Genomic DNA, 23,256 nt, shown 5'->3' on the forward strand with positions numbered 1-23,256 from the left:
GTTGGCGGCGGGTCAGTTGCCGCCCGCTGCGGTGCGGCCGGTGGTGGCCGCCGCCGCGGCCCTGGCTTGCGCCAGCCGGGCGGCGGTCGCCTCGATGCGGGCGATGCGCGCGGCGTTGTCTTCGGCGGGTGCCGGTGCCACCGCGCTGCTGCGCGCGGGAGTCGCGGGCACGGGCACGGGCACGGACGGTCGCGGGCCTGCTGCAGCCACGGCCGGCGGTGCGGCCGGCGCCGGTTCGTCCAGCGGCCTGCCGGTCGGCACGGCCGAAACCGAGGTGGCAGGGGCGCCTTCGCCGCGCGGTGCCGCGGGCGGTGCGGCGGGCACCGCGGCCGGTGCAGCGGGTTGCGACGGCGCCGGGGCCGGCTGCGTCGGACGCTTGCCGTCGCCTTCCATATTGCCCATGAAGTACAGCGACAGCGGGTTGGGCGTGGAGAAGCTGTCGGTCGGCAGCGGATAGTTATTGGTCTGCATCGGCTTGACCAGGCGCGGCGTGATGATGAACACCAGCTCGGACAGGTCCTGCTGGTACTGCGTGCTGCGGAACAGCGTGCCCAGCACCGGCACTTCGCCGGCGCCCGGCAGCGCCTTGAGCGAGCCGCGCGCGCTGTCGGTCAGCAGGCCGCCGATGGCGAAGCTCTCGCCGTCGCGCATCTGCACGGTGGTGGAGGCGCGCCGGGTCGTGATCACCGGCAGGATGGTCTGTCCCGCCAGCGTGCCGCCACGGATGGTGGCGCCGGTCGGCGACAGTTCGGACACCTCCGGTGCCACCTTCAGGTGGATGCGGCCATTGGCCAGTACCGTGGGCGTGAACTTCAGGCCCACGCCGAACTCTTCTTCCTGCAGCGTGACGGTGCCGGCGCCGTTCAGCACGTTGGCCTGCGCCACCGGGATATAGATCTTGCCGCCCGCGAGGAAGCTGGCTTCCTGGCCGCTGATGGTGACCAGGTTCGGCTCTGCCAGGATCTTGACCAGGCTGTCGTTCTTCTGCGCGTCGATGGCGAACTCGAACGGCAGGTTGTTGGCCTTGCTGCCGAAGACCGCCGCCGACGCGCCGGTCAGCAGCGATGTCACCAGGCCGCCGGTCCAGGAGCCGAAGCCGCCCTGCAGGTTCACCGCGGAACCGAGCTGGTTCAGCAGCGTCTTGGACACCTCGGCCACCTTGACTTCCAGCATGACCTGCTGCGGGGTATCGACCGACAGCATGTTAAGCACGTTGCCTTTCCGGCTGCCATTGCCATTGCCGTTGCCGTCGCCGCTGTGCGCTGCATTGGCGTACGCCTGGGCAATTTCCATCGCCTGCTGCGCGGCTTGCGCGTTGGTAACACTGCCAGTCAGCACGAGGTTGTCGGCGGCCGTGGTCACGCGGATGCCCGACTCGCCGGGCAGCAGCTGGCCGAGCGAGGTCTGCAGCCCGCCGGCATCGGCGTTGACCACCACGTTGATGATGCTGCAGCTGCCGCTGCGGCCCTGCACGATCATGTTGGTGGTACCGACCGTGCGGCCCAGCACATAGAGCGTCTGCGGCGACACCATGGTGGCCTGCACTACGCTCGGGTTCCCCAGGGTACGGTTGCGCACCGGTTCCTGCAACGTGATCAGCTGCGACTTGCCGACTGGCACGACCACGCTCGATTCACCGCGGATGGCACCGGTGCAGTTGGGGCCGCGCGCTTCCGCCGCCGTGGCGGCCGGGGCCTGCGCGGCCGGCGCGGCCGCACCGGGCGTCATGCTGATGGTCATCTGCATCGGGCCCTGTGGCGCCTTGGCCGCTGCCGGTGCGGTGGCCTTGGTCAGGTTGCCTGCCTCGACCGCGGCCTGGGCCGCGGCAGCCAGTGGCGTGCAGAGGATGGCGGCCAGCACCAGGATGCGGGTACCGCCTGCGGCGTCGGATCGTGTCTGGTTCATTTTGAATCTCCCCCCGGAGAGCTGTGTTGCGGCTCAGAATTCGTTGGATGCGATGGTGCCGGCGCTCAGAAGCACTCGACGCCGCCCTGCATGCCTGCCAGCACGCCGATGCAGTTGCCGCGCGCGGGGGCTGCCGCCACCGTGCGCGTCTTGACCACGGTGCGGGTCTCGGTCTTGGTCACGACCTTGGCCGGCGCCTCCGGTGCCTTGCCCAGCAGCGTGCCCTTGGTGGCGCCACCGGTATTGATGTCGGCCACGTCCATCTGGTTGCGCAGCACCAGCGAGAGCGTGCCCACGCTGCGTGCCACGTCGAGCTTCTCGGCCTGGTCGGGCGTGACTTCGAGCGTCACGGCGTTGACCACCTTGGGCTGGGTCTCGTCGCGGCTGACCTGCTGCGCGACCGCCAGCACCAGGATCTTCTCCAGCACGATCTTCGAGATGCTGCTGTTCTGGCTGGTCTTCGCTTCTTCGTTGGTATTGACGATCACGTCGACGTAGTTGCCCGGTAGCGCGAAGCCGGCCACGCCGACCACGTCGTTGACGCGGACCGTGATGGCGCGCTTGCCGTCGTTGATCACCGCCGACAGCCCGCCCTTGGTGCCGACCGGCGCCAGCTTGGCGTCGAGAATTGGCTCGCCGCGCTGCAGGCTGGTGCGGACCACGCGTCCTTCCAGCGCCTTGGCGTCGGTGAATGCGCCCGGCGGCACGCTGCCCGCCGGCCAGCTGACCAGGCGCAGCTGGCCGCCGTTGAGCGGCTGGCCGAGGTTGAGGTCGTTGGCCGCGACCACCACTTGCTTGACCGAGCCGGACGACTGCTGGACCAGCCATCGCGATGCCGATACCACTGCCGCCACGCCGGCGACCAGGGCGATCAGCAGCATCAGGATTGCGCGTGTGTTCTTCATGATGACTCTCCCCTACAGTTGTTCCGAGTATTTCGGTGGTGCGGTTCAGCTTGCGGCGCGGTGATCGTCCGCCCCTCGGTGCGTGGTGTCCGCAGGCGGCATCGGCTCGACCGTGGTGCGCAACCCGTAGTAGCTCTGCCAGGCCGACTGCAAACCAGCTTCGGTGACCTGTGCCGCGCCGCCGTGGTACCGCACGCCTGAATCCACCAGCCGCAGCAGATCTCGGGGGATGCAGGCGAGCAATGGCGTATCGGTGGCGCAGTGCAGGTGGTCCACGAGGAAGCCGAAGTCGGCTTCAGTGCTGGTCAGTCCGAAATCGGCGGCGGTGCGGTGATACACATCGCGGTAGTCGTCCACCGACAACGGCCCCACATAGAGCTTGCTGCCCAGTCGGCGCAGGAAGGCATCGTCGCCCAGCGCCGCCGGTTCGAGGTTGGTCGAGAACACTGGCCAGACGTCGAACGGCACAGAGAAACGCACGCCCGTGTTCAGCGTGAACATGTCGACCGACCGGTCCAGCGGCACGATCCACCGGTTGAGCAGGTCGTCGACACCGACCAGTTGGCGGCCCAGGTCATCGACGATGTAGATGCCGTTGTTGGCCTTCATGTGCGGGGGCGCCTGGTAGAAGCCGGCGGTGCGGTCATAGCGCAGGTCCAGCATGGATAGCGTCAGTTCACCGCCTGACAGCACCACGGGGCGATGGCACAAGACCCAGCGGCGGTCGAGCGAGCGATGCGCCAGAGACGCATCACTGTTGTCGAAGGGAACATGTACCAGCGGATCGAAGACCTGGACGATTTCCCCGGCCACGGTGATGGCGTGCGGCACCGGCACGGCGCCGGGCAACAGGGAGCCCAGGCGCTGCGCCAGGTAAGTCTTGCCACTGCCGGCGGGGCCATAGATCATCAGCGCTCGGCATGTATTGAGTGCCATGCCGATCGCGTCCAGCAGGTGTGCCGGGACCACCAGCTCGCGAAAGGCCGCGGTGACATCCGCCTTGCTGACCTTCGCATGGCCAACCGAGTGGCTCGTGACGGCAGCGATGTAGGCATCCAGCGTGACCGGCGCCGCGCCAAGGTAGCTGCAGCGCGCAGACGCTTCCGCCGCGCGCGCATATCCCGCATCGGTGAGGCGGAAGCGGACGTCCAGGTCGCTGGCGCCACGATGTGCGACTTCCAGCAAGCGCTCGCGCACGGCCACGGCGGCCACTTCATTGACCACCAGGGCCGGCAGCTTCAGCGTGTCAGTCAGCACCGCCAGCGTGACGGTGCGGTGCAGATAGGCGGCCTTCATCAGCAAGCCAAGCAACTGGGCGATGTCCAGGCCGGTGTCCGCGACGGTGCGCGGCAGCGCGTACCAGGCTGGCAGCGGCAGCGGGTCATGTTCGGCATTGCTGCCGCTGGCGACGGGCTCCAAGAGCCGCGTTGCGTGGCGCGATTCGTGATGCTCGATCATTGCCATCCCCTGTTTTCTGATATGCGAGTTCACTTCAGCGCGCCCGCCGTGGCTGGCGCGATAGTCCTGGTTGCCTCAGGTGCTGGTAAAGAGCATGGCCAGCGTGCCTGCGGCGATGGCAACGCCGTAGGGCAGGGAGCCGGCTGAGGTACTGGCCTGCGCTTGCGGGGGTGCTGCGCGATGATGGACGGCCATGCTTAGCAGCATGTGGCCGACCCTCGACAGCGTTGCGCGGGCCTGACCGGTGAGCAGAAGCAGTGTCAGCGCCCAGACGCCACCGATCAGCCATGTCGCCAGCGCGATCTTCGGCACCATGCCCGCGCCAAGCCAGGCGCCCACGGCTGCCATCAGCTTGACGTCGCCCGCAGCCATGCCGCGCAGAAGGTAGAAGGGCAGGAAGAGCGCCAGGCCGGCCGCCCAGCCATAGAGCCATGCCAGCGACCCAGCGGCCATGCCGTGGATGGCCGCCTGCATGGGCAGGGCTGCGAGCCATGCGCCGAAAGTCAGCCAGTTGGGAATGCGACGGCGGTCCAGGTCGATGGCCGCGGCGGTGGACACGATGCCGATCGTGATGGGGCCGACTAAGGTCGCGAGAGTAGCGGATTGCATGGCGTCAGGTCGGAAAGTTTGGATGGCCGCGAGTCCGTTGGTCCGATGCATCAGGGCATCTTGGAGGCGATCAGTTCGTACATGGACTTCACGCTATCGCCGACCGCGGAAACCGCGCCGACAATGGCGATTGCGATCAGCATGCCGAGCAACGCGTATTCGATGGACGTGACGCCGGCATCGTCGTGCACTAGATCCGCAATGGCGGTGAGGAGCTTTTGCATATCGCGTTCCCGGTGACCACAGTGCTACGTTGAGCCGGTGCGTCCCGCATGGCCGGCCTGTCGCGGACAGCCATGCGGGCGTACCGATCAGGTGTTGGCGGACGTCAGCGCGCTGCCGATCTTGCTGAACACGCTGTTCAATTGCGTGCCGACGATCTGGACCGACGCGATAATGACGATTGCGATCAGGGCGGCAATCAGGCCATATTCAATGGCCGTTACCCCGTCTTCGTCGCGCATGAATTGCTGGAACATGGTGGTCAGGGCTTGCATGACAATCTCCTTTAATCGAGAAGAACTGCTCGGTGCTACAGGACAGCGAAACCGCTGTTTGGGAAAGCTGGCATGACTGATCACAGCCGGTGTGTGCGGGAGCAGGGCGGCGCGCAGATGGCACACGCGTGGAACGGCCAGCGGCCAGGACGGCGCATGCCCATCGGGCTGCGCGCCTGCAACCGACGCTCCGCCGAGGCGTGCATGCACCGCGCAGCATGCTGCGCATGCTGGGCGCGGGCCATGCAGCGGAACGGCGCGCTGCCGCCCAGCCGGGCAGCGGCAGGGTGGCGGGCTTGCATGTGCGCTAACGCCGGTTGGTGGACGGCAGGCATGGTGAAGCTCCCCGAATATTTTTTGTGTTGTCGGCCAAATCGCACCGGCATTGCGGTGCCGCGATGCTGAAGGCGATGCCGCGTGCCATGGCATAGGCAAGGCGCGGGCCAGCTGGCGTGAAATCATTGTCCCGCAAGGATTTCCAGCCATCGGCGCAGGCTCGGTGCAGTCCTGGCCGGCGGCGCAACGCCGATCCGGGCCGGCTTCGTTGCCAGCCGGAAACGCGCCTCACACAAGCAAATTCGAATGACTGGACCGATGCACTAGTGCGCATCACGGCGCACCGCTCGCGATTGCGGGGCATGGTGCGCTGCTCTCAGCCAAAAGCATGAGCCGGCATGGTGGGCCGCGGGCTTTGCCTCGGGCGCGTGGATGACCCAATTGATGCTCTCGCCCAGGCGTTGCCACCTTGAGCCGCCTGATGGATGAGGAAGCTCTGCCGGACGTCAGCGTTTCCAAATAGAAACATCACGGCTGCCGGGTGCCAGCTGAGCGATTCCAAGACGATGGCTCAGTTTCCTCGCCGCCCCTTGTGAAATCGACGGTCTACGCCGGACCAGGACCGATGATTCAGGATGGAAACGCTGTGCGCGGATGGGCTGGCCTGGGCCCGGAAGGTACGCGTCCCGGCATCCCCGTTGGCTTGCGTTCCACCGCCTGAGCGACAACACTGAACCGCGGAGGTTGGCTGTTGGCGGCGCTCCTGCGGAGTCGATCGCAGCAACTACATTGCTGATGGCGACGGAGCTGGCCATGGGTCGATGGCGCATGCGCATGCTTGCACGTAGGCAGGCACGGGACACGCTGCGATAGACACGACGGGCCGCCGCAGCTGCCCCAGAACGTGAGTCTCCGGAGCGAATGACATGGCTCTTCAGAACCTGATGATCAGCAAGCAGCCGATCGACGCGCCAGACGGGCACTGGCTCGACGCGGGTCGTCTATGGCTGTATACGTGCGCGGGGCTGATTTGCTACGTGTCGTTCTTTGGCATCTGGATGTTCCGAGCCTGGGTATTGGCGGTTCCGGGGCTCATCCAGCCGGGAGCAGACTTTGTCGTCTTTTGGAGTGCGGCGAGCGTCGCGCTCGAGCAGGGCGCAGCGGCTCCGTACAACTATGAACTGCTGCACGCCAAGGAAATCTCGGTCATGCCTGACCTTGCGGTCGGCGACGGCATGCTGCCATGGTTTTATCCGCCTACATTCCTGCTCCCTCTGCTGCCGCTTGGCCTGTTGCCTTATTGGGGCGCGGCGCTGATATTCCTGTTGGGCGGATTCAGTTGGTATGGATTCGCGATGTGCCGGACCTTGCCCTGGCGCGGAGCCTGGATTGCCGCATTGGGATTCCCGGGAGTCGCCATCGGAGTTGCGACCGGGCAGAACTCGCTTTGGCTGGCTGGTACCGCGGGCCTGGCTCTGACACTCCTGCGCCGACGCCCGATGTTGGCCGGGATGTTGCTTGGGCTACTGACGGTCAAGCCGCACCTCGCGATTATGTTCCCGCTTGCCTTGTTCTGTGCCGGCGCTTGGCGGGCGTTGCTCGGACTGCTTGCGAGCGCGTCGGCGCTGGCACTCGTGTCGCTGGTGTCCTTCGGGGTCGATCCCTTTCTGGCATTCCTGAAAGCAACAGGCATTGCACGCGTGGCGGTCGAGGACGGTTCGGCAATGCTGGTGCGGATGCCCACGGTGTTTGCGGCCATCAAGCTGTTGGTCGGAGGCGTCACCGTGCCTTACTTCGTGCACGCGATGTTCGCTTGCGCGGCAGTGGCTTCGGTGGTTTACGCATGGTCACGTCCCTGTAGCTTTGCGTTGCGTGCAGCGCTGCTGTGTACTGCCATGCTGTTGGTCCCTCCCTACCTGTACGACTACGACCTGGCTTTCCTGGGTATCGCCATCGCGTGGCTGGGCATTCATGCACATCGCTATGGCTGGCTACCTGGCGAGCGTGAGTTGCTGGTCCTGTTGTGGCTACTGCCGTTGTACGGGCTGCTGGCGGGAGAGTGGGTCGGGATACAGGTGATGCCGCTCGGATTGTTGCTGGCGCTGGCGCTGTCTGTCTGGCGCATACGGCTGGAACGGACCGGCAAGGCATTGCGGGAGGACTGATGGCAGAGCTGCGGCGGCTATCCGATAGTGCGCCGGGCCGAAAACAAGGCGCTCGATAGCGCAAGCATGACGGCACGCACAGGCTGCGGCGTCTCGGGGAGAGAAATCATGTCGGGTCTAAATGATGTCAGGCTGCTTACCTTGGTGGTGCCTTGCTACAACGAGTCGGACAGCATCGGCAAGTTCTTCCACTGTGTCATTCCGGTGCTCGAAGCCATCGATGCGATCCGCTTCGAAATTGTCCTGGTCAATGATGGCAGTTCGGACGACACGCTGGCACAGCTGATCGCCTGGTCGCACCGCGACCCGCGCGTGCGTGTGGTGGACCTGACGCGGAACTTCGGCAAGGAGGCGGCGCTGACGGCCGGGCTCGACGAGGCCCTGGGCGATGCGGTGATTCCCATCGATGCCGACCTGCAGGACCCGCCCGCGCTGATTCCCGAGCTGGTCAGGCGCTGGCGCGAAGGCGCCGAGGTGGTGTTGGCCCAGCGCAGCAGCCGGGCCTGCGATTCGTGGCTCAAGCGCATGACCGCGGGCGCGTACTACCGCGTCCATAACAAGCTCTCAGACCAGAAGCTGCCGGTGAATGTGGGCGATTTCCGGTTGATGGACCGGGTCGTGATCAATGCGCTCAAGCAGATGCCGGAGCGCCGGCGCTTCATGAAGGGCCTGTTCGCCTGGGTCGGCTACCGTACCGTGATCGTGCCGTACGAGCGCGAGGCGCGCAGCGCCGGGCATTCCAAGTTCTCGGGCTGGCGCCTGTGGAATTTCGCGCTCGAGGGCATCACCAGCTTCAGCACCATGCCGCTGCGCAGCTGGACTTACATCGGCGTGGCGATCGCGCTGGGGGCGTTCGGCTACGGCGCGTTTATCGTGGCGCGCACGCTGGTGCTGGGCATCGATGTGCCGGGCTATGCGTCGCTGCTGTCGGCGCTGCTGTTTCTCGGCGGCATCCAGCTGATCGGCCTGGGCGTGGTCGGCGAGTATGTCGGCCGCATCTACGACGAGGCCAAGGGACGGCCGATCTACCTGGTGCGGCGGCGCTACCAGGAGACCGGGCAGAGCCGGAGTGTGGCGTCGGGACGGCGCGTGATCCGGATCGATCGCGGGCAAGTCAGCAACGGCCGCTAAAGCCTACTGCCGCCTGGGCCTGCCGCGAATCAGTCGCGGTAGGTCCAGGTCCGGTGCAGCAGATAGGTGAGCATCGGCACGGTCAGCACCACGCCCGCCAGCCCGGTCCAATAGCTCGCGCCGAGCCGCTGCGCGGTCCACGAGATACCCAAAGTCAGCGCCAGTCCCAGCAGCGAGACGCCGGCAAAGCGCGCCAGGGTACGGTGGCGCAGGCGCGACGAGAAGCTCCACAGGGTGTTGAGCAGGTACGAGCATGCCGTCGCGCAGACGAAGGCGACGCCGTTGGCCGCCACGGGCGAGGCGTCGAGCGTGCTCACCAGCGTTGCCGTGATGGCGACATGCACGCCGGTCGAGCTGGCGCCGGCAAACAGAAAACGCGTGAACTGGCGCAGCCCGGGGGCGGTGCCGCCGGCGTTCACGATGCGCGCAGCACGGCCATCAGCGAAATGCCGAACGGCAGCGAAGCGCGCGCGAGCCAGTGGCGCTCCGCGCGGAACACGCGGTGCAGCGCGTGGTTGACTGGCGCGGCCGGAACGCCGGCACCGGTTGCGTGGCGGCTGCCACGCAGCCGGTCGCCCATGCGCGCGGCGACCGCCAGCGGGAACAGCATGGTGTTGAAGTACGACATCCGGTCCACGTGCAGGCCGCAACGGCCGGCCAGAGCGTGCAGCGAACGCTTGCTGTAGCGGCGCTGGTGATGCAGGAAGACGTCGTGGGCGCTCCATAGCCACTGGTAGGCGGGCACGGTGACCAAGACCGCGCCGCCTGCCTTCAGCAGCCTGGCCGCGCAATCCAGCGAGCCGGCATCGTCGGCGATGTGCTCGAGGCAGTCGAGCAGGCAGACCAGGTCGAAGCTGTGCCCGGCGAACGGCATCTGGTCGGGACACTTGCCATGGCGCAGGTCATAGGCATCACCGGTCTTCTCGCGTGCCAGCCGCAGCGCGGTGCCGTCCATTTCCACCGCGCTGACCCTGCCGAACTGCGACAGCATCGCCAGGTTGCCGCCGGTGCCGGCGCCGATCTCGAGGATCGACGCATGGCGCGGCAAGCCTATGCCGGAGAGGATGGTGGCGACGATCTCGCGCCGGCCACGGAACCACCAGTGGCTGGCCTCGGTATCGGCCATTTCGAGGTAGGCGTCAGGGGACATGGGGCTATCCTTCAGTGCCAGCGTCGTGGTGCTAGCCCTGCACGCAGATCAAGCCCAGGTCTCCCTTCTTCACCTGCAGCTTGTGGTCGCGCATCAGCCGGAACAGCGTTACCCGCGAAATCCCGAGTTCCGCCGCCACATCGATCAGCCGTTCGTGATGCCGCTGCAGCGCTTCGACGATGGCGTTCTGCTCGGCGGCCTCGCGGATCGCGGCCAGCGTGAGCGGACGGTCGTCGGCGGGCGCGGCCAGTTCCAGGTCGTCGGGCTGGATCACGCCGTCTTCGCACATTGCGGCGGCGTGGCGGATGCGGTTGATCAGCTCGCGCACGTTGCCGGGCCAGGTGTGCAGCTGGATCGCGCGCAGCGCCAGCGGCGAGAAGCCGCGGATGCGCGCCGGCGACTGCTTGCGCACGGTGTCCAGCACGTGTTCGGCGATCAGCAGGATGTCGCTGCCGCGCTCGCGCAGCGGGGGCTGGCGCACACGCAGCACGCACAGCCGGTGGTACAGGTCGCCGCGGAAGCGTTCGGCGGCGATCGCGGCTTCCAGGTCGACGTGAGTGGCGGAGATGATGCGGACATCCACCTCGACCGACTCGGTGCCGCCGAGGCGCTCGATGCGCCCGGTCTCGAGGAAGCGCAGCAGGCTGGTCTGGCTTTCGATCGGCATGTCGCCGATTTCATCGAGGAACAGCGTGCCGCCCTGCGCCATCTCGATGCGCCCTGGCTTGCGCTTGGTGGCGCCGGTGAAGGCGCCGCGCTCGTAGCCGAACAGTTCCGACATCAGCAGCGTGGGCGGGATCGCCGCGCAGTTGACCGCGATGAACGGGCGCGAGGCCCGCGCCGAGGCGCGGTGGATGGCCTGCGCGGCGAGTTCCTTGCCGGTGCCGGACTCACCCGAGATTAGCACCGGCGTGTCCCAGCGCGACACCTTCTCGATGCCGCGGAACAGCGACTGCATCGCCGGGCAGCTGCCGATCATGCCGTCGGGGCGGGCCGTGCGCGGGGCCTCGTGCTGGGCGCCGGGCCGCAGCCGGGCCATGCCGAGCGCGTGGCCCAGGGCCTCCGCCAGGCGCGGGTGTTCCAGCGGGGCGGTGTGGTAGTCGACGAAGTACAGGCCGAGCAACCGGCGCGCGGTCTCGCTCAGCGCGTGCTGGCCGGCGACGATGCCGATCCAGCCGACATGCCGCTGCGCCAGCCAGGGCTCGAAGGCTTCCAGTTCGGCATCGCCGAAGCCGCCTTGCAGGTCCAGCAGCGCGGCCAGCGGCTGGTTACTGGGAGGCATGGCCTGCAGGTCCTGCAGATTTGACGCGAAGCTGATTTTCCAGCCGCGCTGGGCAAACAGCCGGCACAGCGTGGCGTCATGGTGCTGCGACAGGTACAGCAGCGGGCGGTTGGCGTACGCGCTCATGAGATTTCCCCGGATTCTTGTTTTTTGCGGAACTGGCGGCCGGCATGGCCGGCCGCTGGTCCCGTTGGCTCTAAGGCTTGCGCCGGCGCATCATGGCGATGCGGCGCGGCGCGCTCCCAATTTCTGTTGTTCAACCCCATTTCTGTCCGGGCGCACCGGCATGCCGGCGTGCCTCGGGCTTCAGGTGGCACGGACCGCTTGCTTGCGCTCGCGGCCCGTGTTCCTGAATGACCTCCGCTTTATCTTGTCGACGCCCATGTCATGGCGGGTGCCGGTGCGGGCCAGTTCCTGCCGCGTGGCCCTCGCTTACAGCGCCAGTCCAATTCCCCGCCCTGGGTTGCGGGGGCCGTCCTGAAACTGATCCTCGGCGAACGTGCCAGTGTGCTTGCCGCTGTCGTTTCAGACTTCCCCTTTGTGCCGGGCTTCTGTTCGCGCAGACATATGTGCGATGACTGTGCCAGATCTGTCTAAGTCTTTGAAGACAAAGGTTTTTCGATGTTGCCTCGGGCGCCGCCACGGCCCGGCGCGATCCAAAATGTTCCGCTCTTGTTACGTCACGGGGCAATTTCATGCTGCATCGCAAAAAATCATCCAGCGGCAAAGCAAGGTATCGAGCACGAAATCGGCGTATTGGGTGCCGAAAAAGACATTGCGACCATGCGGTGCCCACCGGAACGAGGGAATGCAAAATTTGAAACACGCGCAACCGAGGGCTCCCATACTGCACCTCGCCGCGCCTCAAGATAGTTTCATTTCCGTTACAAGGAATTGAAGGGCATACATCTTCCGCCGACACGCGGCGACCGCGCCGGCCTCAGCCTTTTGGTGCCGCGCACTCGCTGACGGTACTGGCGGGACGGAGAACACCGGCGCGTTGACAAGCCTTCGGACGAATCGCGGCTGAACGGCTCAGCCGCTTCTCATCTGTTTGGATGGGACGGGCAGGTTTTCCAGGGTGCCCGGCATGCGGGACCAAATGGTTGCATTCGTGAAACTCGGACAACGCGCCGGCGAGGCGGCGAGGTCGTGGCGTGGTACCTGGCGGGCGAGTCCCGGCGGGTGCCACGCCTTTGATTTTGCGGGCCTAGACGAAAATGATTCGTATTGCCAACCTGGCCGCGCCAAACAATTTCACGGATGAAACTGCCCGGCATTTCGGGCTTCGACAGTCGCCGCCTGCGTGCCTTCCAGTCGCACCTGTTCCTGCAGCCAGGCATGGAACTGCTGGATGGCCTTCTCGCGCGGGTTGCCTTCGCGCCAGGTCACCCAGTAGTGCAGGCTGGACGGGATCCGCGTGGGGCCGATCTGCACCAGCTCGCCGCTGGCCAGGTAGTCATGCGCCAGCTGTGCACGCGCCGTCGCCACGCCCAGGCCGGCCACGGCGGACTGCAGCATCAGGCCGGCGTCCTGGAAAATCGGGCCGCGCTCCGGTTCGTCACCGGGCAGGCCGGCGGCCTCGAGCCAGTCGCGCCAGGGGCGCAGGGCAAAGCGCAGCATCGGCAGGCGCGGCACGTCGGCCAGCGTGAAGCCCGGGTAGCGCGCCAGCAGCGCCGGGCTCGCCACTGCGATCACGTGGTCTTCGATCAGGTTGTGGCACTCGAAGCCGGGCAGGTCGATGCGCTGGTGCCAGATGCCGACATCGACGCTGTACGGGTCCGGCGGCGTAATCTCGGCGTGCAGCCGCAGGTGCAGGTCCAGCGACGGCACCTGGGCGTGCAGGCTGGGCAGGCGGCGGATCAGCCAGGCATTGGCCAAATCGGCCATCACGCTGACCTGCAACCGGACCACCGGCGGCCCGGCGCTGTTGCCGGCCTCGCGCAGCGCGCTTTCGATGTCGTCGAGCGCGCCGCGCACCTGTTCGGCCAGTCGCGCCCCCACGCTGGTAGGCACCATCTGGCTGCCGCTGCGCTGGAACAGCTTGGTGCCAAGGCTGGTTTCCAGCGCGCGGACGTGATGGCTGATGGCGCTGTGGGTCAGGGACAGCTCCTCGGCCGCGCGCGAGAAGCTGCGGTGGCGCGCGGCGGCCTCCAGTGCACGCAGCGCTTGCAGCGGCGGCAGATGGACGGGGCGCGGGGCGGGGTTGGCGGGGGCTTTGGCCATGGTCGGGCCAATTCTAATCACAATTGCCGCGGATATCCTCGGTTGGCTCTGCACTGGAATGGGCAAGAGACAAAGGCCACATGACGCGACGGCAAACATGCCTTCCGCTTTCCCGGACAGGCCGCAGCCAGTGATGTTGTTGCAAGCCATGGTGGGCGCGTATGGCTCGATGCGGACTTGACCCGAACGGCGTCGGAGCGCTAGCCGGGCGACCCTCATCCGGCGGCAAAAGGCGAGTGCAAGCGGCGCTGCGGTATTGCGCGCGCTGCGCGCCCAAGGGCCGGGAGCAAGGCTTCTGGTCCCTTAAGTCTTAAGGTTGATTCGCCCAAAGGACGATGCCTGTTACGCACGCCGGACAGTATCTTGCCAATATCAGCTTTGCCTGGTGACGACCCGTAGCGATCGTTGCCGGGTCTTGCCGGGGGGCAAAAAAATGACAACGGGGACTCGGGTCTGCACCCGTGGAGATTTGCTTAGATGGGGAGTGGTATTGCTCGTGCTGGTCCTCGACGGAGCCTGGCTCGTCGCGAGCGAGCGCTCGGTGACTACCGCTAGTTTGCGTGGCAGCGGCCTTGGCGTGGCCATGCTGGCCGCAATCGCCACGGTCCTGGGCCTGATTGCCTCCCATCCACGTATTACCGCAACGTCGCGTGGATTGCACTATCGGCGTCTGGCTTTGGTGGCGCACAGCGGCGCGCTGCTGGTCGCCTTTACCAATGTCATGAGCGTCATGTCATACCTGCTGGTGACATTGGCGCCGCCGCTAGTGGATGAAAGGCTGGCGGCGCTGGATCGGATGCTTGGCTTTGACTGGCCACAAGCTTACGCGTGGGTGCGTGCCCACCCGGCTATTGATCTCATTTTCAAATTCGCCTACATGAGCGGACTGGCTCAGTTGTTGCTCATTCCCATGCTGACTGGCTTGCTGGGACACGCTACTTATCTGCGCGAGTTTGTTGCGAGCCAGATGCTGTCGTGCGTGCTGCTGTTGCTGATCGCAGCGCCTTGGCCGGCAGCCGGAGCCTATGTCAGCTATGGTCTGGCCAGCCCGGGCGAGCTGGCCACGGTTGCGCATTTCGGCCCGCTGCGCGATGGCACCATGCAGGTGTTCGACCTGGGCCATATGCAGGGCCTGGTTTCGCTGCCGTCCTACCACACCACGCTTGCCTTGATCTTCGTCCAGTCAATGCGCTGGACCCGAGTCGGCTTCATCGTTGCGTGCGTGCTGAACGGTCTGATGATTCTGTCCACGCCCACAGAAGGCGGTCATTACCTGGTGGATGTGGTCGCAGGAGTAGCGCTGTGGGCGTTGACCGCGGGCATGCTGCACGTGTTTTCCAACCGTTCCACGCCAGCGCTAAGCGGACGGATGGCACCGACACAGCCGGCTTGAGCGAGGGGCGAGGCGTCAAGGGCGCTGGCTGGCAGACAACGATAACCATAATTTTGGGGGGACGGTGATGGAGCCAGCCAATTCAGTCGATGCCGCCATGCCGGATGGAGCCGCAAAGGCGTATGGCCAGCCCAAGGCAGGAGCGGAAAACCTGGAATTGCGCTGGAAGCGCATTATCTGCGTGCTTTTCTTCTTCTCCGGCTTTCCGGCGCTGATTTACCAACTGGTTTGGCAGCGCGCGCTGTTCCGGATTCTTGGCGTCAATATCGAGTCGGTGACCGTTGTCGTTACCGCCTTCATGCTCGGGCTTGGTCTGGGCAGCCTTGCGGGTGGATTGCTATCGAGGCGGCGCGGCTTGGCGCTGCTTCCGCTGCTTGCTGCTATCGAACTCCTTACCGGTGCCTTCGGTCTGGTGTCGCTCGGCATTTTCGACCGGGTCGGTACGCTGGCGCTTGGTTTGCCCTTGGGTATGACAGCAGCCATGACACTGGCGCTGGTGCTGGTGCCAACGCTGTTGATGGGCGCCACCCTGCCGGTGCTGGTCGGTCACCTCGCGCCGCGGTCCGGCAACGTTGGCAATGCGGTGGGGCTGCTTTACTACGTGAACACCTTGGGCGCAGGAGCCGCCTGCCTCGTTTGCGCGGTGGTGCTGTTTCCCTTCCTCGGCATGCAAGGAGCAGTGTATGTGGCGGTCGCGTTGAATGTTGTGGTCGCTTTCGGAGCGCTGCTGATGCACTGGCGCGAAGGCAAGGCCCTTCATGTGGGCCGGGAGCGGGCAGCGGCTCTCAGCACTACCGCGCCAGCGTTGAGGTTCTTTGTAGTCTTGACGCTGGCCTGTATCGGCGGAGCCATTTCGCTGTCATACGAGATCTTCTTCTTCCGCACCGTCTCCTATGCGTCGGGCGGCAGCGCCTTCGCCTTCGCCGCAATCCTGGGCGCGTTCCTGATAGGCATCGCCTCGGGTTCGCGCCAGGCGGGCGAATGGTGTGACGGAGCGATAGAGCACGGCATGCGGCGCCTGGCGGCCGCGCTGCTCAAAGCGAACCTTGCCGGGCTGCTGTTCTTGCCCGTGCTGGCGCATCTGGCGCTGCCTCATGGCGTGCTCCTCGGCGCCTTGCTCCTGATGGTCTACCTGGTGGCACGCAGCTGGGGATCACTGCTGCCCTGCCTTGCTCATTGGGGTGTCGCGGCCGATGGTCATGCCGGCATGCGTACCGCGCTGCTTTATCTTGCCAATATCATCGGCTCCGCCGCCGGCAGCATTGTCACCGGCTTCGTGCTGATGGAGAAACTGAGCCTGGTCAGCATTGCCGTGGTGCTAGTGGGTGCCGGGTTGGTGTGCACTCTGTTATTGGAGATTTGCTTGCCCTTGCCACCGCGCGTGAAACGCTGGCACGGGGGGCTTGCCTGCGCAATGGGCGTGTCCGCCATGGTGGCGCTGCCCCCGCTTAGTGAGGCAGTGCTGGAGACACTGTTGTGGAAAGGAGCGTCCGATGCCAGGGGACCCTTTGTGCAAGTGATTGAAAATCGCAGCGGCATCATCACGGTAGACCAGGAGGGTACCGTGTACGGTGGAGGTATGTACGACGGACGCTTCAACGTGGACCTGCGGCATGACACCAACGGTATCCTGCGGCCCTACGCCCTGAACCTGTTCCATCGCCACCCGCGCGACGTGCTGATGATCGGCCTGTCCTCAGGATCCTGGGCGCAAGTGATCGCCAATAACCCGGAGGTCCATTCGCTTACCATTGTCGAGATCAATCCAGGCTATGTGGAGCTAATCGCGCGCAATCCGGAAGTGGCCTCGGTGCTTCGCCATCCCAAGGTGACCCTCGTCGTCGACGACGGGCGCCGCTGGCTTCGCCTGCATCCGGAGCGTCGCTTTGACGCCATCGTTTCCAATACCACCTGGCACTTTCGGGCCAATGCCACCAATCTGCTGTCAGCGGAGTTTCTGCAACTGGCCGGTCACCACCTGAAACCGAACGGCATTCTCTACTACAACACCACTGACTCCGAACGGGTCCAGCGAACGGCATGCCTGGCGTTTCCCTATGGAGCGCGCTTCAGCAATCATATGGTGGTGTCTCGCGCGCCGCTGGTCTGGAACTTTGAGCACTGGCGACGCACACTGGGAGCTTATCGTATCGACGGCCGGGCTATCCTTGACGCGAGCCGCGGGCAGGACCGTGTGCTGGTCGATACCTTGAACGCCGTGTGGCGATCCATTGAGCAAGGTGGCGGATCGGGAAGCGGCGATGCCATGGAAGCTTGCCCGCGCATTCTCGCCAGGACCGCTGGGCTGGCGCCGATCACAGACGACAATATGGGTACCGAGTGGCGTCAGCCGCTCAGGCTTGACTGAACGTCGGTCAGCCAACTCTCCAGCGCAATCGACCGATAATCCCGCTCATTTGTGCGTAGGCGCGCGCCTCGGCCGAAAAACGTTTCGCCACGGACGTCAAATTCTATTCACAATTGCAGTGGGTATCTTTCGTTGGCTTTGCCATGTCAGAGGGAAGACAATGCAAGCCATATGACGACTACGACTTCCTCCTTGTCTTCCGCATCTCCGCAAGCGCGGCCTGAAACCATTGCGCCCGCCCGCTGGCGGGTGCTGGCCGTGTTTTCCCTGGGCTTTTTGATTTCCTATCTGTTCCGCGGCGTCAACCTGGGCTTTGCCTCCCATCTGACGCGTGAACTCGGGCTCAATGCCGGCGACTTGGGCCTGCTCACCAGCTTTTATTTCCTTGGCTTTGCCTGCGCCCAACTGCCGGCGGGCATCCTGCTGGATCGCTACGGTCCGCGCCGTACCGAAGCGGCGATGCTGCTGGTAGCGGTGGCCGGGTCGCTGGTGTTCGCGCTTGCGCCCGGCATGGCTGGACTCGCCGTCGGCCGGCTGCTGATCGGCGTGGGCGTGTCGGTGTGCCTGGGCGCTGCCATCCAGGCCTTGTCAATGTGGTTCCCGCTATCGCGCATGCCTTTGCTCAACGGCGTGGTGATGGCCATCGGTGGCCTTGGTGCGGTGCTCGTCGGCACGCCACTGACCTGGCTGCTGTCGTTTACCGACTGGCGCACGATCAGCACCGGTCTCGCCTGCGTGTCGTTAGCGATGGCGGCGCTGCTTTGGTTCTGTGCGCCCGACAAGCCTCGCGTCGGCAAGGAAAGCCTGCGCGAGCAGTTGCGCGGCACCCGCCAGATCCTTGGCAGCGAGCGCTTCTGGCGCGTGGTGCCCCTGACGCTGCTCAACCAAGGGGTATTCCTTGCCGTGCAGACGCTATGGGTGGGCGCCTTCCTGCGTGACGTGTCGGGCTACGATGCAGGTAACAGCGCGCGGCTGGTATCGGTGATCGGCTTTGCGATGATGGCCGGCTGCGTCGGTTCGGGCTGGGCCGCGCGGCACCTGGAGCGCCTTGGGGTGAGCCTCTATGCCTTTGCCGGAACCGGCATGACCGGGTTCATCGTGATCCAGTTGCTGCTGATGGCGCAAGTGCCGCTGCCACCGGTGCTGATATGGGCCGCGTATGGCGTGTTCGGCTCCAGTGGCATCTTGACCTACGCAGTGCTGGCGCGCAGTTTCCCCGATGCACTGATCGGTCGGGCGACGACGGCATTGACGCTGACAGTGTTCCTATCGACCTTCGCCTGCCAGCTGGGCGTGGGAGTGGTGCTGGACTTTTGGGCCGCGACCGCCGGACATTACCCGAAGGCTGCGCACCTCACGGCGTGGGGCGGACTAGTGGTATTGCAGATGCTTGCGGCCGTATGGTATCTGCTGGGCGCGCGCCAACCCCGTTGACGGCTCGGGGGCTGATTCTTTCGCATCGAACCGAGAACCGCGCCCGAGTGCGCGCGGGCGAATCAGTAAATGCCCGGCACGACGCGATACCTCACTTTTTCGCGATAGCGAAGGTATTCGGGATCGTTAGAGAGCAGCGCTTCCTCGCGAGTGATGCGGACGTACTGCAACGTATAGAGTCCGGCATAGACCAGCAGGTTTTGCAAGCCGAAATTCGTTAGCAGGAAGCCGATGTCGGCAATGACGTATCCCAGGTAGATCGGGTGTCGCACAAATCGGTAAGCCCCGTGCGAGACGATGCCGCGATTGGCAGGCAGTATCCCGAACGAGAAGCGGAGCGTGAACTTTGCATAGATCTGCCATGCGAGTCCTGCGGCTTGCAGGCCAGCTCCAACCATTTCCGGTACTAGGCGATCCCCTGGCGCCAGCTCAATTGCCAGGAAATAGTAGGAAGCGCCTAGCGAGCAGATCACGGTGACAGGACTCCAGTCCCGCCTTTTGGGAACCCGCACAAACAGGGACAGCCCGAGGGTCAGGCAATGTGCGAACACCAGCAGCAGCAGCGTGATTCGCGTCGGGTCAGCGAGCCATTGCTGGATCGCCACGTATGCGAACCCGGCAAGCAGTATGGCGGTGGTGCTTCTGAGCCCGGCCTCGACCAGGAATTCCCGAAGATTTATTTTGGTCGTGAGGCTAGGGCCGCACTGATCCTTGTATGCTTGGTATTCCTGCATGGCTTCCCCTTGTACGCGGAAGCTTGGCGCTCCGCTTCGCTGGCTTTATTGCAGCTGTCCATCAAGGGTAGCCCGCGCGCGACAGGCGCCATATCGGGTAGAAGTATGTTTCTCCAATGGAACGAGCTCAGGCACTGGTGAGCATGCCGACTAATGTCCGGATGCCACAGCGCCACTGCGAATAGACAGGGCAGTGGCGCAACCCTAGAGAAACACCGGCCGATCGTCCAGCTCGTTCGGGTTATGCCCGCCGTCCGACGGGAAGTGCGTGGCCAGCAAGCCATGGATGCGCGCCACCGTGGCGAGCACCGGCCGCACCGACAGGTCCTGCCTGAGCCCCTGCGCCAGTTGGTCGCACACTTCGCGCCACGTGGCGGGTCCCACGCGGGCGTCGATGCCGCGGTCGGCCAGCAGTTCGACGGCATGGTCGGCGAGGTTGATGTAGAGCAGCACGCCGGTCTTGTCCGCGGTGTTCCAGACCTCGAGCGCGCCGAACAAAAAGCGCGCGCGCTCGCGCGGCGTGACCCCGGCCCAGGCGTCGCCGAGCGGCAGGCTGGCTTCGATCACTACGCGGATCTCGCCGCGGTGGCTGGATTCGCCGGCATGCACGGCATGGTGCAGCTGCTGCTGCGCTTCCGGCGGAAAGTGCTTGCGCGTGGTGGCGGCAGTGGTGGCGATATGGTGCAGGGCGCGTTTGAGCTGCGGCATGGTCGTCGTTCCTCGTGCTGTCACCAGTTGCCGGACGCGCCGCCGCCGTCGAAGCCGCCGCCGCCCCCGCCGCCAAAACCACCGCCGCCAAAGCCGCCGCTGTCACCGCCTCCGCCAAAGCCGCCACCCCAGCCGCCGCTGCGCCGGCCCCAGTCCTGTCCGATGGTGTAGCCGCCCAGGCCGCCGAGGCCGCCGGCGATGACGTCGCGGCCGCGCCGGGTGGTGACGATCTGCGGACCGCGCCGGCGCAGGATGGCGCTCAGGAAGAAGAACACGATGATCGCCAGCGGCAGCAGCGCCGGCAGCCATTGGTCCAGGGCGGAGGCCTGCTGCGCCTTGCGCTGCGGCGCCGCCAGGCCTTCCTTGTCGATCGTGGCCTGGATCGCCGAGATGCCGGCCGCCAGCCCGCCGTAGAAATCGTTCTGGCGGAAGTGGGGCGCCATCACGTCCTGCAGGATGCGCTTGGACATGGCGTCGGTCAGCGAGCCCTGCACGCCCCGGCCCACTTCCAGCCGCATCTTGCGCAAGCCGGGCGGATTGTCCTTGGCGATCAGCACGATCACGCCGTCATCGATGCCCTGGCGCCCGGCGCGCCAGGCATCGGCGACGCGGATGCTGTAGGCGTCGATCGGCTCGGGATCGGTGGTCGGCACCATCAGCACGAAGATCTGGCTGCCGCGCTGCTGCTCGTATTCGGCCAGCACGTTCTCGAGCGCGCCGCGCTGCTGCGGCGTCAGCGTGCCGGTCAGGTCGGTGACGCGCTGGGTCAGCGGCGGCACCGCGACGAAGCCGTCGGCCGCCAGCGCCGGGCCGCCCAGCAGGGCCGCCAGCCACAGCAGGGCGGCGGCCAGCCAGCCGTGCCGCGCAAACCAACGCCAGGGGTGGCGCGTCGTTGCCATCGCGTCAGAACTTGACCGCGGGCGGGGTGGAGATGGCCTTCTCGTTTTCCACGGTGAACGAAGGCTTGACCGGGTACTTGAAGATCATCGCCGTCAGGTTGGTCGGGAAGCTGCGCGCCAGCACGTTGTACTGCTGCACGGCGGCGATATAGCGCTGGCGCGCCACGGTGATGCGGTTCTCGGTGCCCTCGAGCTGCGATTGCAGGTCGCGGAACGAGGCATCGGCCTTGAGCTGCGGGTAGTTCTCGGACACCGCCAGCAGGCGCGACAGCGCGCCGGACAGTTCGCCCTGCGCCTGCTGGAAGCGCTTGAAGGCTTCGGGATCGTTCAGGGTCTCGGGGGAGACCTGGATGCTGGTGGCGGCGGCGCGCGCCCTGGTCACGGCTTCGAGCGTCTCGCGCTCGTGCGAGGCGTAGCCCTTGACGGTGTTGACCAGGTTGGGAATCAGGTCGGCGCGCCGCTGGTACTGGTTGATGACTTCGCCCCAGGCCGCCTTGACCGCCTCGTCCTTGGCCTGGAAGTCGTTGTAGCCGCAGGCCGACAGCAGGCTGGCCAGGACCGCCAGCACCAGCCAGCGCAACCCGGACAGCGGCGAGCGGGTGGACAGCGTGGGGGGCAGCGAAACGGACGAGGAAGCGCGCATCGGAGGCTCCGGCGGTTGGACGAACTCCAAGTGTAGCGCACCGCCCTTGTCGTCACCCGTGCGCCGCCGGCGTAACCTGGCGCCGCCGGCGTGTCCAGGCTGCCGGGCCTCAGGCCGCCGCGAAAGCCTTGCGCGCGGCCTCGAACGTTGCGTCCAGGATGGCGTCGTCATGCTGCGCGGAGACAAAGCCGGCTTCGAACGCCGACGGCGCCAGGTAGACGCCGTGGTCCAGCATGGCGTGGAAGAAGCGGTTGAAGCGGGCGGTGTCGCTCTGGGTGACTTCGGCGAAGCTGCCGGGCACGCCGTCGCGGAAATAGAGCCCGAACATGCCGCCGACCGCATCGGCGGCGAACGGCACCCCCGCCGCCCCGGCAGCTTCGGCCAGGCCGTCGGCCAGCTTGCGCGTCTGCGTGGCGAGGCGGTCATAGAAGCCGGGCGCCTGGATCAGCCGGAGCGTGGTCAGGCCCGCCGCCACCGCCAGCGGGTTGCCCGACAGCGTGCCGGCCTGGTACACGCCGCCCAGTGGCGCCAGGCTGGCCATGATGTCGCGCCGCCCGCCGAAGGCCGCCGCCGGCATGCCGCCGCCGATGACCTTGCCCAGGCAGGTCATGTCGGGACGGATGCCGTAGTGCGCCTGCGCGCCGCCCAGCGCCACGCGGAAGCCGGTCATGACTTCATCGAAGATCAGCACCGCGCCATCGCGCGTGCACAGCTCGCGCATCGCCTGCAGGAAGGCATCGCTGGCGCGCACCAGGTTCATGTTGCCGGCCACCGGCTCGACGATCACCGCGGCGATTTCGCCCGCATGCTTGGCGAAGGCCTGTTCCAGCTGCTCGACGTTGTTGTACTCCAGCACCATGGTGTGGCGCGTCACGTCGGCCGGCACGCCAGCCGACGACGGCGCGTTGCGGGTGGTGTCGGCAAAGGTCAGCAGGCCGGAACCGGCCTTGACCAGCAGGCTGTCGGCGTGGCCGTGGTAGCAGCCTTCGAACTTGATGATCAGGTCGCGGCCGGTAAAGCCGCGCGCCAGGCGCAGTGCGCTCATGGTGGCTTCGGTGCCGGAAGAGACCAGGCGCACCTGCTCGATCGACGGCACCAGCTTGCAGATTTCCTCGGCCATGGTGATCTCGGCCTCGGTCGGGGCGCCGAACGAGAAGCTGTGCGCGGCAGTTTCCTGGACCGCGCGCACCACCTCCGGATGGGCATGGCCGACGATCATCGGGCCCCACGAGCCGATGTAGTCGATATAGCGCTGGCCGTCCGCATCCCACATATACGCGCCCTCGGCGCGCGTGATGAAGCGCGGCGTGCCACCTACCGAACGGAAGGCGCGCACGGGCGAATTGACGCCCCCGGGGATGGTCTGCTGGGCGCGGTCGAAAAGCTGCTGATTACGGGACATGGCGTTGAGGTGAGGACAGGACTGCAGGGATCGTGCTCGGCGGGCCTGGGGCCTGGCGTTGACATGCGGCA

The 23,256-nt window shown here is 65.9% G+C and carries 20 protein-coding genes; 5 read left to right on the forward strand and 15 right to left on the reverse strand.

The window, feature by feature from the left end; genetic code table 11:
- Positions 1-12 precede the first annotated feature (12 nt).
- The 6 genes from CBM2586_RS03275 to CBM2586_RS03300 form a co-directional block, all read right to left on the reverse strand.
- Positions 13-1,905, reverse strand: a complete 1,893-nt coding sequence (locus CBM2586_RS03275) for a type II and III secretion system protein family protein (protein ID WP_115686800.1) — start codon at positions 1,903-1,905, stop codon at positions 13-15.
- Between the two features lie 65 nt (positions 1,906-1,970).
- The gene (gene cpaB, locus CBM2586_RS03280; protein ID WP_115662847.1) at positions 1,971-2,810 is read right to left on the reverse strand and encodes a Flp pilus assembly protein CpaB; all 840 of its coding nucleotides are present in this window, start codon (positions 2,808-2,810) and stop codon (positions 1,971-1,973) included.
- Positions 2,811-2,855: 45 nt separating this feature from the next.
- The gene (locus CBM2586_RS03285) at positions 2,856-4,268 is read right to left on the reverse strand and encodes an ATP-binding protein (protein WP_115662846.1); all 1,413 of its coding nucleotides are present in this window, start codon (positions 4,266-4,268) and stop codon (positions 2,856-2,858) included.
- 75 nt (positions 4,269-4,343) lie between these two features.
- A complete protein-coding gene (locus CBM2586_RS03290; protein WP_115686801.1) occupies positions 4,344-4,877 on the reverse strand; it encodes an A24 family peptidase in 534 nt (177 codons plus the stop codon).
- A gap of 50 nt (positions 4,878-4,927) precedes the next feature.
- Positions 4,928-5,101: a Flp family type IVb pilin gene (locus CBM2586_RS03295; protein WP_115662844.1), complete on the reverse strand. Its 174-nt coding sequence runs from the start codon at positions 5,099-5,101 to the stop codon at positions 4,928-4,930.
- Positions 5,102-5,188: 87 nt separating this feature from the next.
- Positions 5,189-5,374, reverse strand: coding sequence for a Flp family type IVb pilin (locus tag CBM2586_RS03300; protein ID WP_115662843.1), 186 nt, complete (start codon positions 5,372-5,374; stop codon positions 5,189-5,191).
- Positions 5,375-6,576: 1,202 nt separating this feature from the next.
- On the opposite strand from CBM2586_RS03300, the gene CBM2586_RS03305 reads away from it, so the two are divergent.
- Together CBM2586_RS03305 and CBM2586_RS03310 are read left to right on the forward strand one after the other, a co-directional pair.
- Complete coding sequence (locus CBM2586_RS03305) at positions 6,577-7,815, forward strand: glycosyltransferase family 87 protein (RefSeq protein WP_115686802.1); 1,239 nt, start codon at positions 6,577-6,579, stop codon at positions 7,813-7,815.
- A gap of 108 nt (positions 7,816-7,923) precedes the next feature.
- The gene (locus CBM2586_RS03310; RefSeq protein ID WP_115662841.1) at positions 7,924-8,946 is read left to right on the forward strand and encodes a glycosyltransferase family 2 protein; all 1,023 of its coding nucleotides are present in this window, start codon (positions 7,924-7,926) and stop codon (positions 8,944-8,946) included.
- A 29-nt stretch (positions 8,947-8,975) separates the two neighbouring features.
- Here CBM2586_RS03310 and CBM2586_RS03315 read toward each other — a convergent pair whose 3' ends face one another.
- From CBM2586_RS03315 to CBM2586_RS03330, 4 genes are all read right to left on the reverse strand, one after another.
- A complete protein-coding gene (locus tag CBM2586_RS03315; RefSeq protein ID WP_115662840.1) occupies positions 8,976-9,365 on the reverse strand; it encodes a GtrA family protein in 390 nt (129 codons plus the stop codon).
- Positions 9,362-10,096: a class I SAM-dependent methyltransferase gene (locus CBM2586_RS03320; protein WP_115686803.1), complete on the reverse strand. Its 735-nt coding sequence runs from the start codon at positions 10,094-10,096 to the stop codon at positions 9,362-9,364. Before CBM2586_RS03320 ends, CBM2586_RS03315 begins: the two co-directional genes overlap by 4 nt.
- Before the next feature lie 31 nt (positions 10,097-10,127).
- Positions 10,128-11,504: a sigma-54 dependent transcriptional regulator gene (locus tag CBM2586_RS03325; RefSeq protein WP_115662838.1), complete on the reverse strand. Its 1,377-nt coding sequence runs from the start codon at positions 11,502-11,504 to the stop codon at positions 10,128-10,130.
- Between the two features lie 1,131 nt (positions 11,505-12,635).
- Entirely contained in the window at positions 12,636-13,604 is a 969-nt protein-coding gene (locus CBM2586_RS03330; RefSeq protein ID WP_115686804.1) for a LysR substrate-binding domain-containing protein, read from the reverse strand.
- A gap of 496 nt (positions 13,605-14,100) precedes the next feature.
- Here CBM2586_RS03330 and CBM2586_RS03335 point away from each other — a divergent pair, with 496 nt between their 5' ends.
- From CBM2586_RS03335 to CBM2586_RS03345, 3 genes are all read left to right on the forward strand, one after another.
- The gene (locus tag CBM2586_RS03335; protein WP_231942512.1) at positions 14,101-14,997 is read left to right on the forward strand and encodes a phosphatase PAP2 family protein; all 897 of its coding nucleotides are present in this window, start codon (positions 14,101-14,103) and stop codon (positions 14,995-14,997) included.
- Positions 14,998-15,064: 67 nt separating this feature from the next.
- On the forward strand, positions 15,065-17,365 hold the full coding sequence (locus CBM2586_RS03340) for a methyltransferase domain-containing protein (protein ID WP_115686805.1): 2,301 nt from the start codon (positions 15,065-15,067) through the stop codon (positions 17,363-17,365).
- Positions 17,366-17,536: 171 nt separating this feature from the next.
- On the forward strand, positions 17,537-18,799 hold the full coding sequence (locus CBM2586_RS03345; RefSeq protein ID WP_115662834.1) for an MFS transporter: 1,263 nt from the start codon (positions 17,537-17,539) through the stop codon (positions 18,797-18,799).
- Between the two features lie 62 nt (positions 18,800-18,861).
- On the opposite strand, the gene CBM2586_RS03350 is transcribed toward CBM2586_RS03345, so the two are convergent.
- The 5 genes from CBM2586_RS03350 to hemL all read right to left on the reverse strand — a co-directional run bounded on the left by CBM2586_RS03350 (position 18,862) and on the right by hemL (position 23,185).
- A complete protein-coding gene (locus CBM2586_RS03350) occupies positions 18,862-19,533 on the reverse strand; it encodes a methyltransferase family protein (protein ID WP_115662833.1) in 672 nt (223 codons plus the stop codon).
- Between the two features lie 204 nt (positions 19,534-19,737).
- On the reverse strand, positions 19,738-20,241 hold the full coding sequence (locus tag CBM2586_RS03355; protein ID WP_115662832.1) for a TPM domain-containing protein: 504 nt from the start codon (positions 20,239-20,241) through the stop codon (positions 19,738-19,740).
- 20 nt (positions 20,242-20,261) lie between these two features.
- Positions 20,262-21,140, reverse strand: coding sequence for a TPM domain-containing protein (locus tag CBM2586_RS03360; protein WP_115662831.1), 879 nt, complete (start codon positions 21,138-21,140; stop codon positions 20,262-20,264).
- Between the two features lie 4 nt (positions 21,141-21,144).
- Positions 21,145-21,783: a LemA family protein gene (locus CBM2586_RS03365; protein WP_115662830.1), complete on the reverse strand. Its 639-nt coding sequence runs from the start codon at positions 21,781-21,783 to the stop codon at positions 21,145-21,147.
- A gap of 109 nt (positions 21,784-21,892) precedes the next feature.
- Positions 21,893-23,185, reverse strand: a complete 1,293-nt coding sequence (hemL, locus tag CBM2586_RS03370; RefSeq protein ID WP_115662829.1) for a glutamate-1-semialdehyde 2,1-aminomutase — start codon at positions 23,183-23,185, stop codon at positions 21,893-21,895.
- Positions 23,186-23,256 lie beyond the last annotated feature (71 nt).

This window comes from Cupriavidus taiwanensis (assembly GCF_900250115.1).
GTDB classification, from domain to species: Bacteria; Pseudomonadota; Gammaproteobacteria; order Burkholderiales; family Burkholderiaceae; genus Cupriavidus; species Cupriavidus taiwanensis_B.

Excerpts from the sequence above, each read along its gene's own strand:
- CBM2586_RS03350 (WP_115662833.1), bottom strand. The coding sequence starts at position 19,533 with ATGCAGGAATACCAAGCATACAAGGATCAGTGCGGCCCTAGCCTCACG.
- CBM2586_RS03360 (WP_115662831.1), bottom strand. The coding sequence starts at position 21,140 with ATGGCAACGACGCGCCACCCCTGGCGTTGGTTTGCGCGGCACGGCTGG.
- cpaB (WP_115662847.1), bottom strand. The coding sequence starts at position 2,810 with ATGAAGAACACACGCGCAATCCTGATGCTGCTGATCGCCCTGGTCGCC.
- CBM2586_RS03330 (WP_115686804.1), bottom strand. The coding sequence starts at position 13,604 with ATGGCCAAAGCCCCCGCCAACCCCGCCCCGCGCCCCGTCCATCTGCCG.
- CBM2586_RS03305 (WP_115686802.1), top strand. The coding sequence starts at position 6,577 with ATGGCTCTTCAGAACCTGATGATCAGCAAGCAGCCGATCGACGCGCCA.
- CBM2586_RS03340 (WP_115686805.1), top strand. The coding sequence starts at position 15,065 with ATGGAGCCAGCCAATTCAGTCGATGCCGCCATGCCGGATGGAGCCGCA.
- CBM2586_RS03310 (WP_115662841.1), top strand. The coding sequence starts at position 7,924 with ATGTCGGGTCTAAATGATGTCAGGCTGCTTACCTTGGTGGTGCCTTGC.
- CBM2586_RS03295 (WP_115662844.1), bottom strand. The coding sequence starts at position 5,101 with ATGCAAAAGCTCCTCACCGCCATTGCGGATCTAGTGCACGACGATGCC.
- CBM2586_RS03275 (WP_115686800.1), bottom strand. The coding sequence starts at position 1,905 with ATGAACCAGACACGATCCGACGCCGCAGGCGGTACCCGCATCCTGGTG.
- CBM2586_RS03320 (WP_115686803.1), bottom strand. The coding sequence starts at position 10,096 with ATGTCCCCTGACGCCTACCTCGAAATGGCCGATACCGAGGCCAGCCAC.
- CBM2586_RS03325 (WP_115662838.1), bottom strand. The coding sequence starts at position 11,504 with ATGAGCGCGTACGCCAACCGCCCGCTGCTGTACCTGTCGCAGCACCAT.
- CBM2586_RS03365 (WP_115662830.1), bottom strand. The coding sequence starts at position 21,783 with ATGCGCGCTTCCTCGTCCGTTTCGCTGCCCCCCACGCTGTCCACCCGC.
- hemL (WP_115662829.1), bottom strand. The coding sequence starts at position 23,185 with ATGTCCCGTAATCAGCAGCTTTTCGACCGCGCCCAGCAGACCATCCCC.
- CBM2586_RS03345 (WP_115662834.1), top strand. The coding sequence starts at position 17,537 with ATGACGACTACGACTTCCTCCTTGTCTTCCGCATCTCCGCAAGCGCGG.
- CBM2586_RS03300 (WP_115662843.1), bottom strand. The coding sequence starts at position 5,374 with ATGCAAGCCCTGACCACCATGTTCCAGCAATTCATGCGCGACGAAGAC.
- CBM2586_RS03355 (WP_115662832.1), bottom strand. The coding sequence starts at position 20,241 with ATGCCGCAGCTCAAACGCGCCCTGCACCATATCGCCACCACTGCCGCC.
- CBM2586_RS03290 (WP_115686801.1), bottom strand. The coding sequence starts at position 4,877 with ATGCAATCCGCTACTCTCGCGACCTTAGTCGGCCCCATCACGATCGGC.
- CBM2586_RS03285 (WP_115662846.1), bottom strand. The coding sequence starts at position 4,268 with ATGATCGAGCATCACGAATCGCGCCACGCAACGCGGCTCTTGGAGCCC.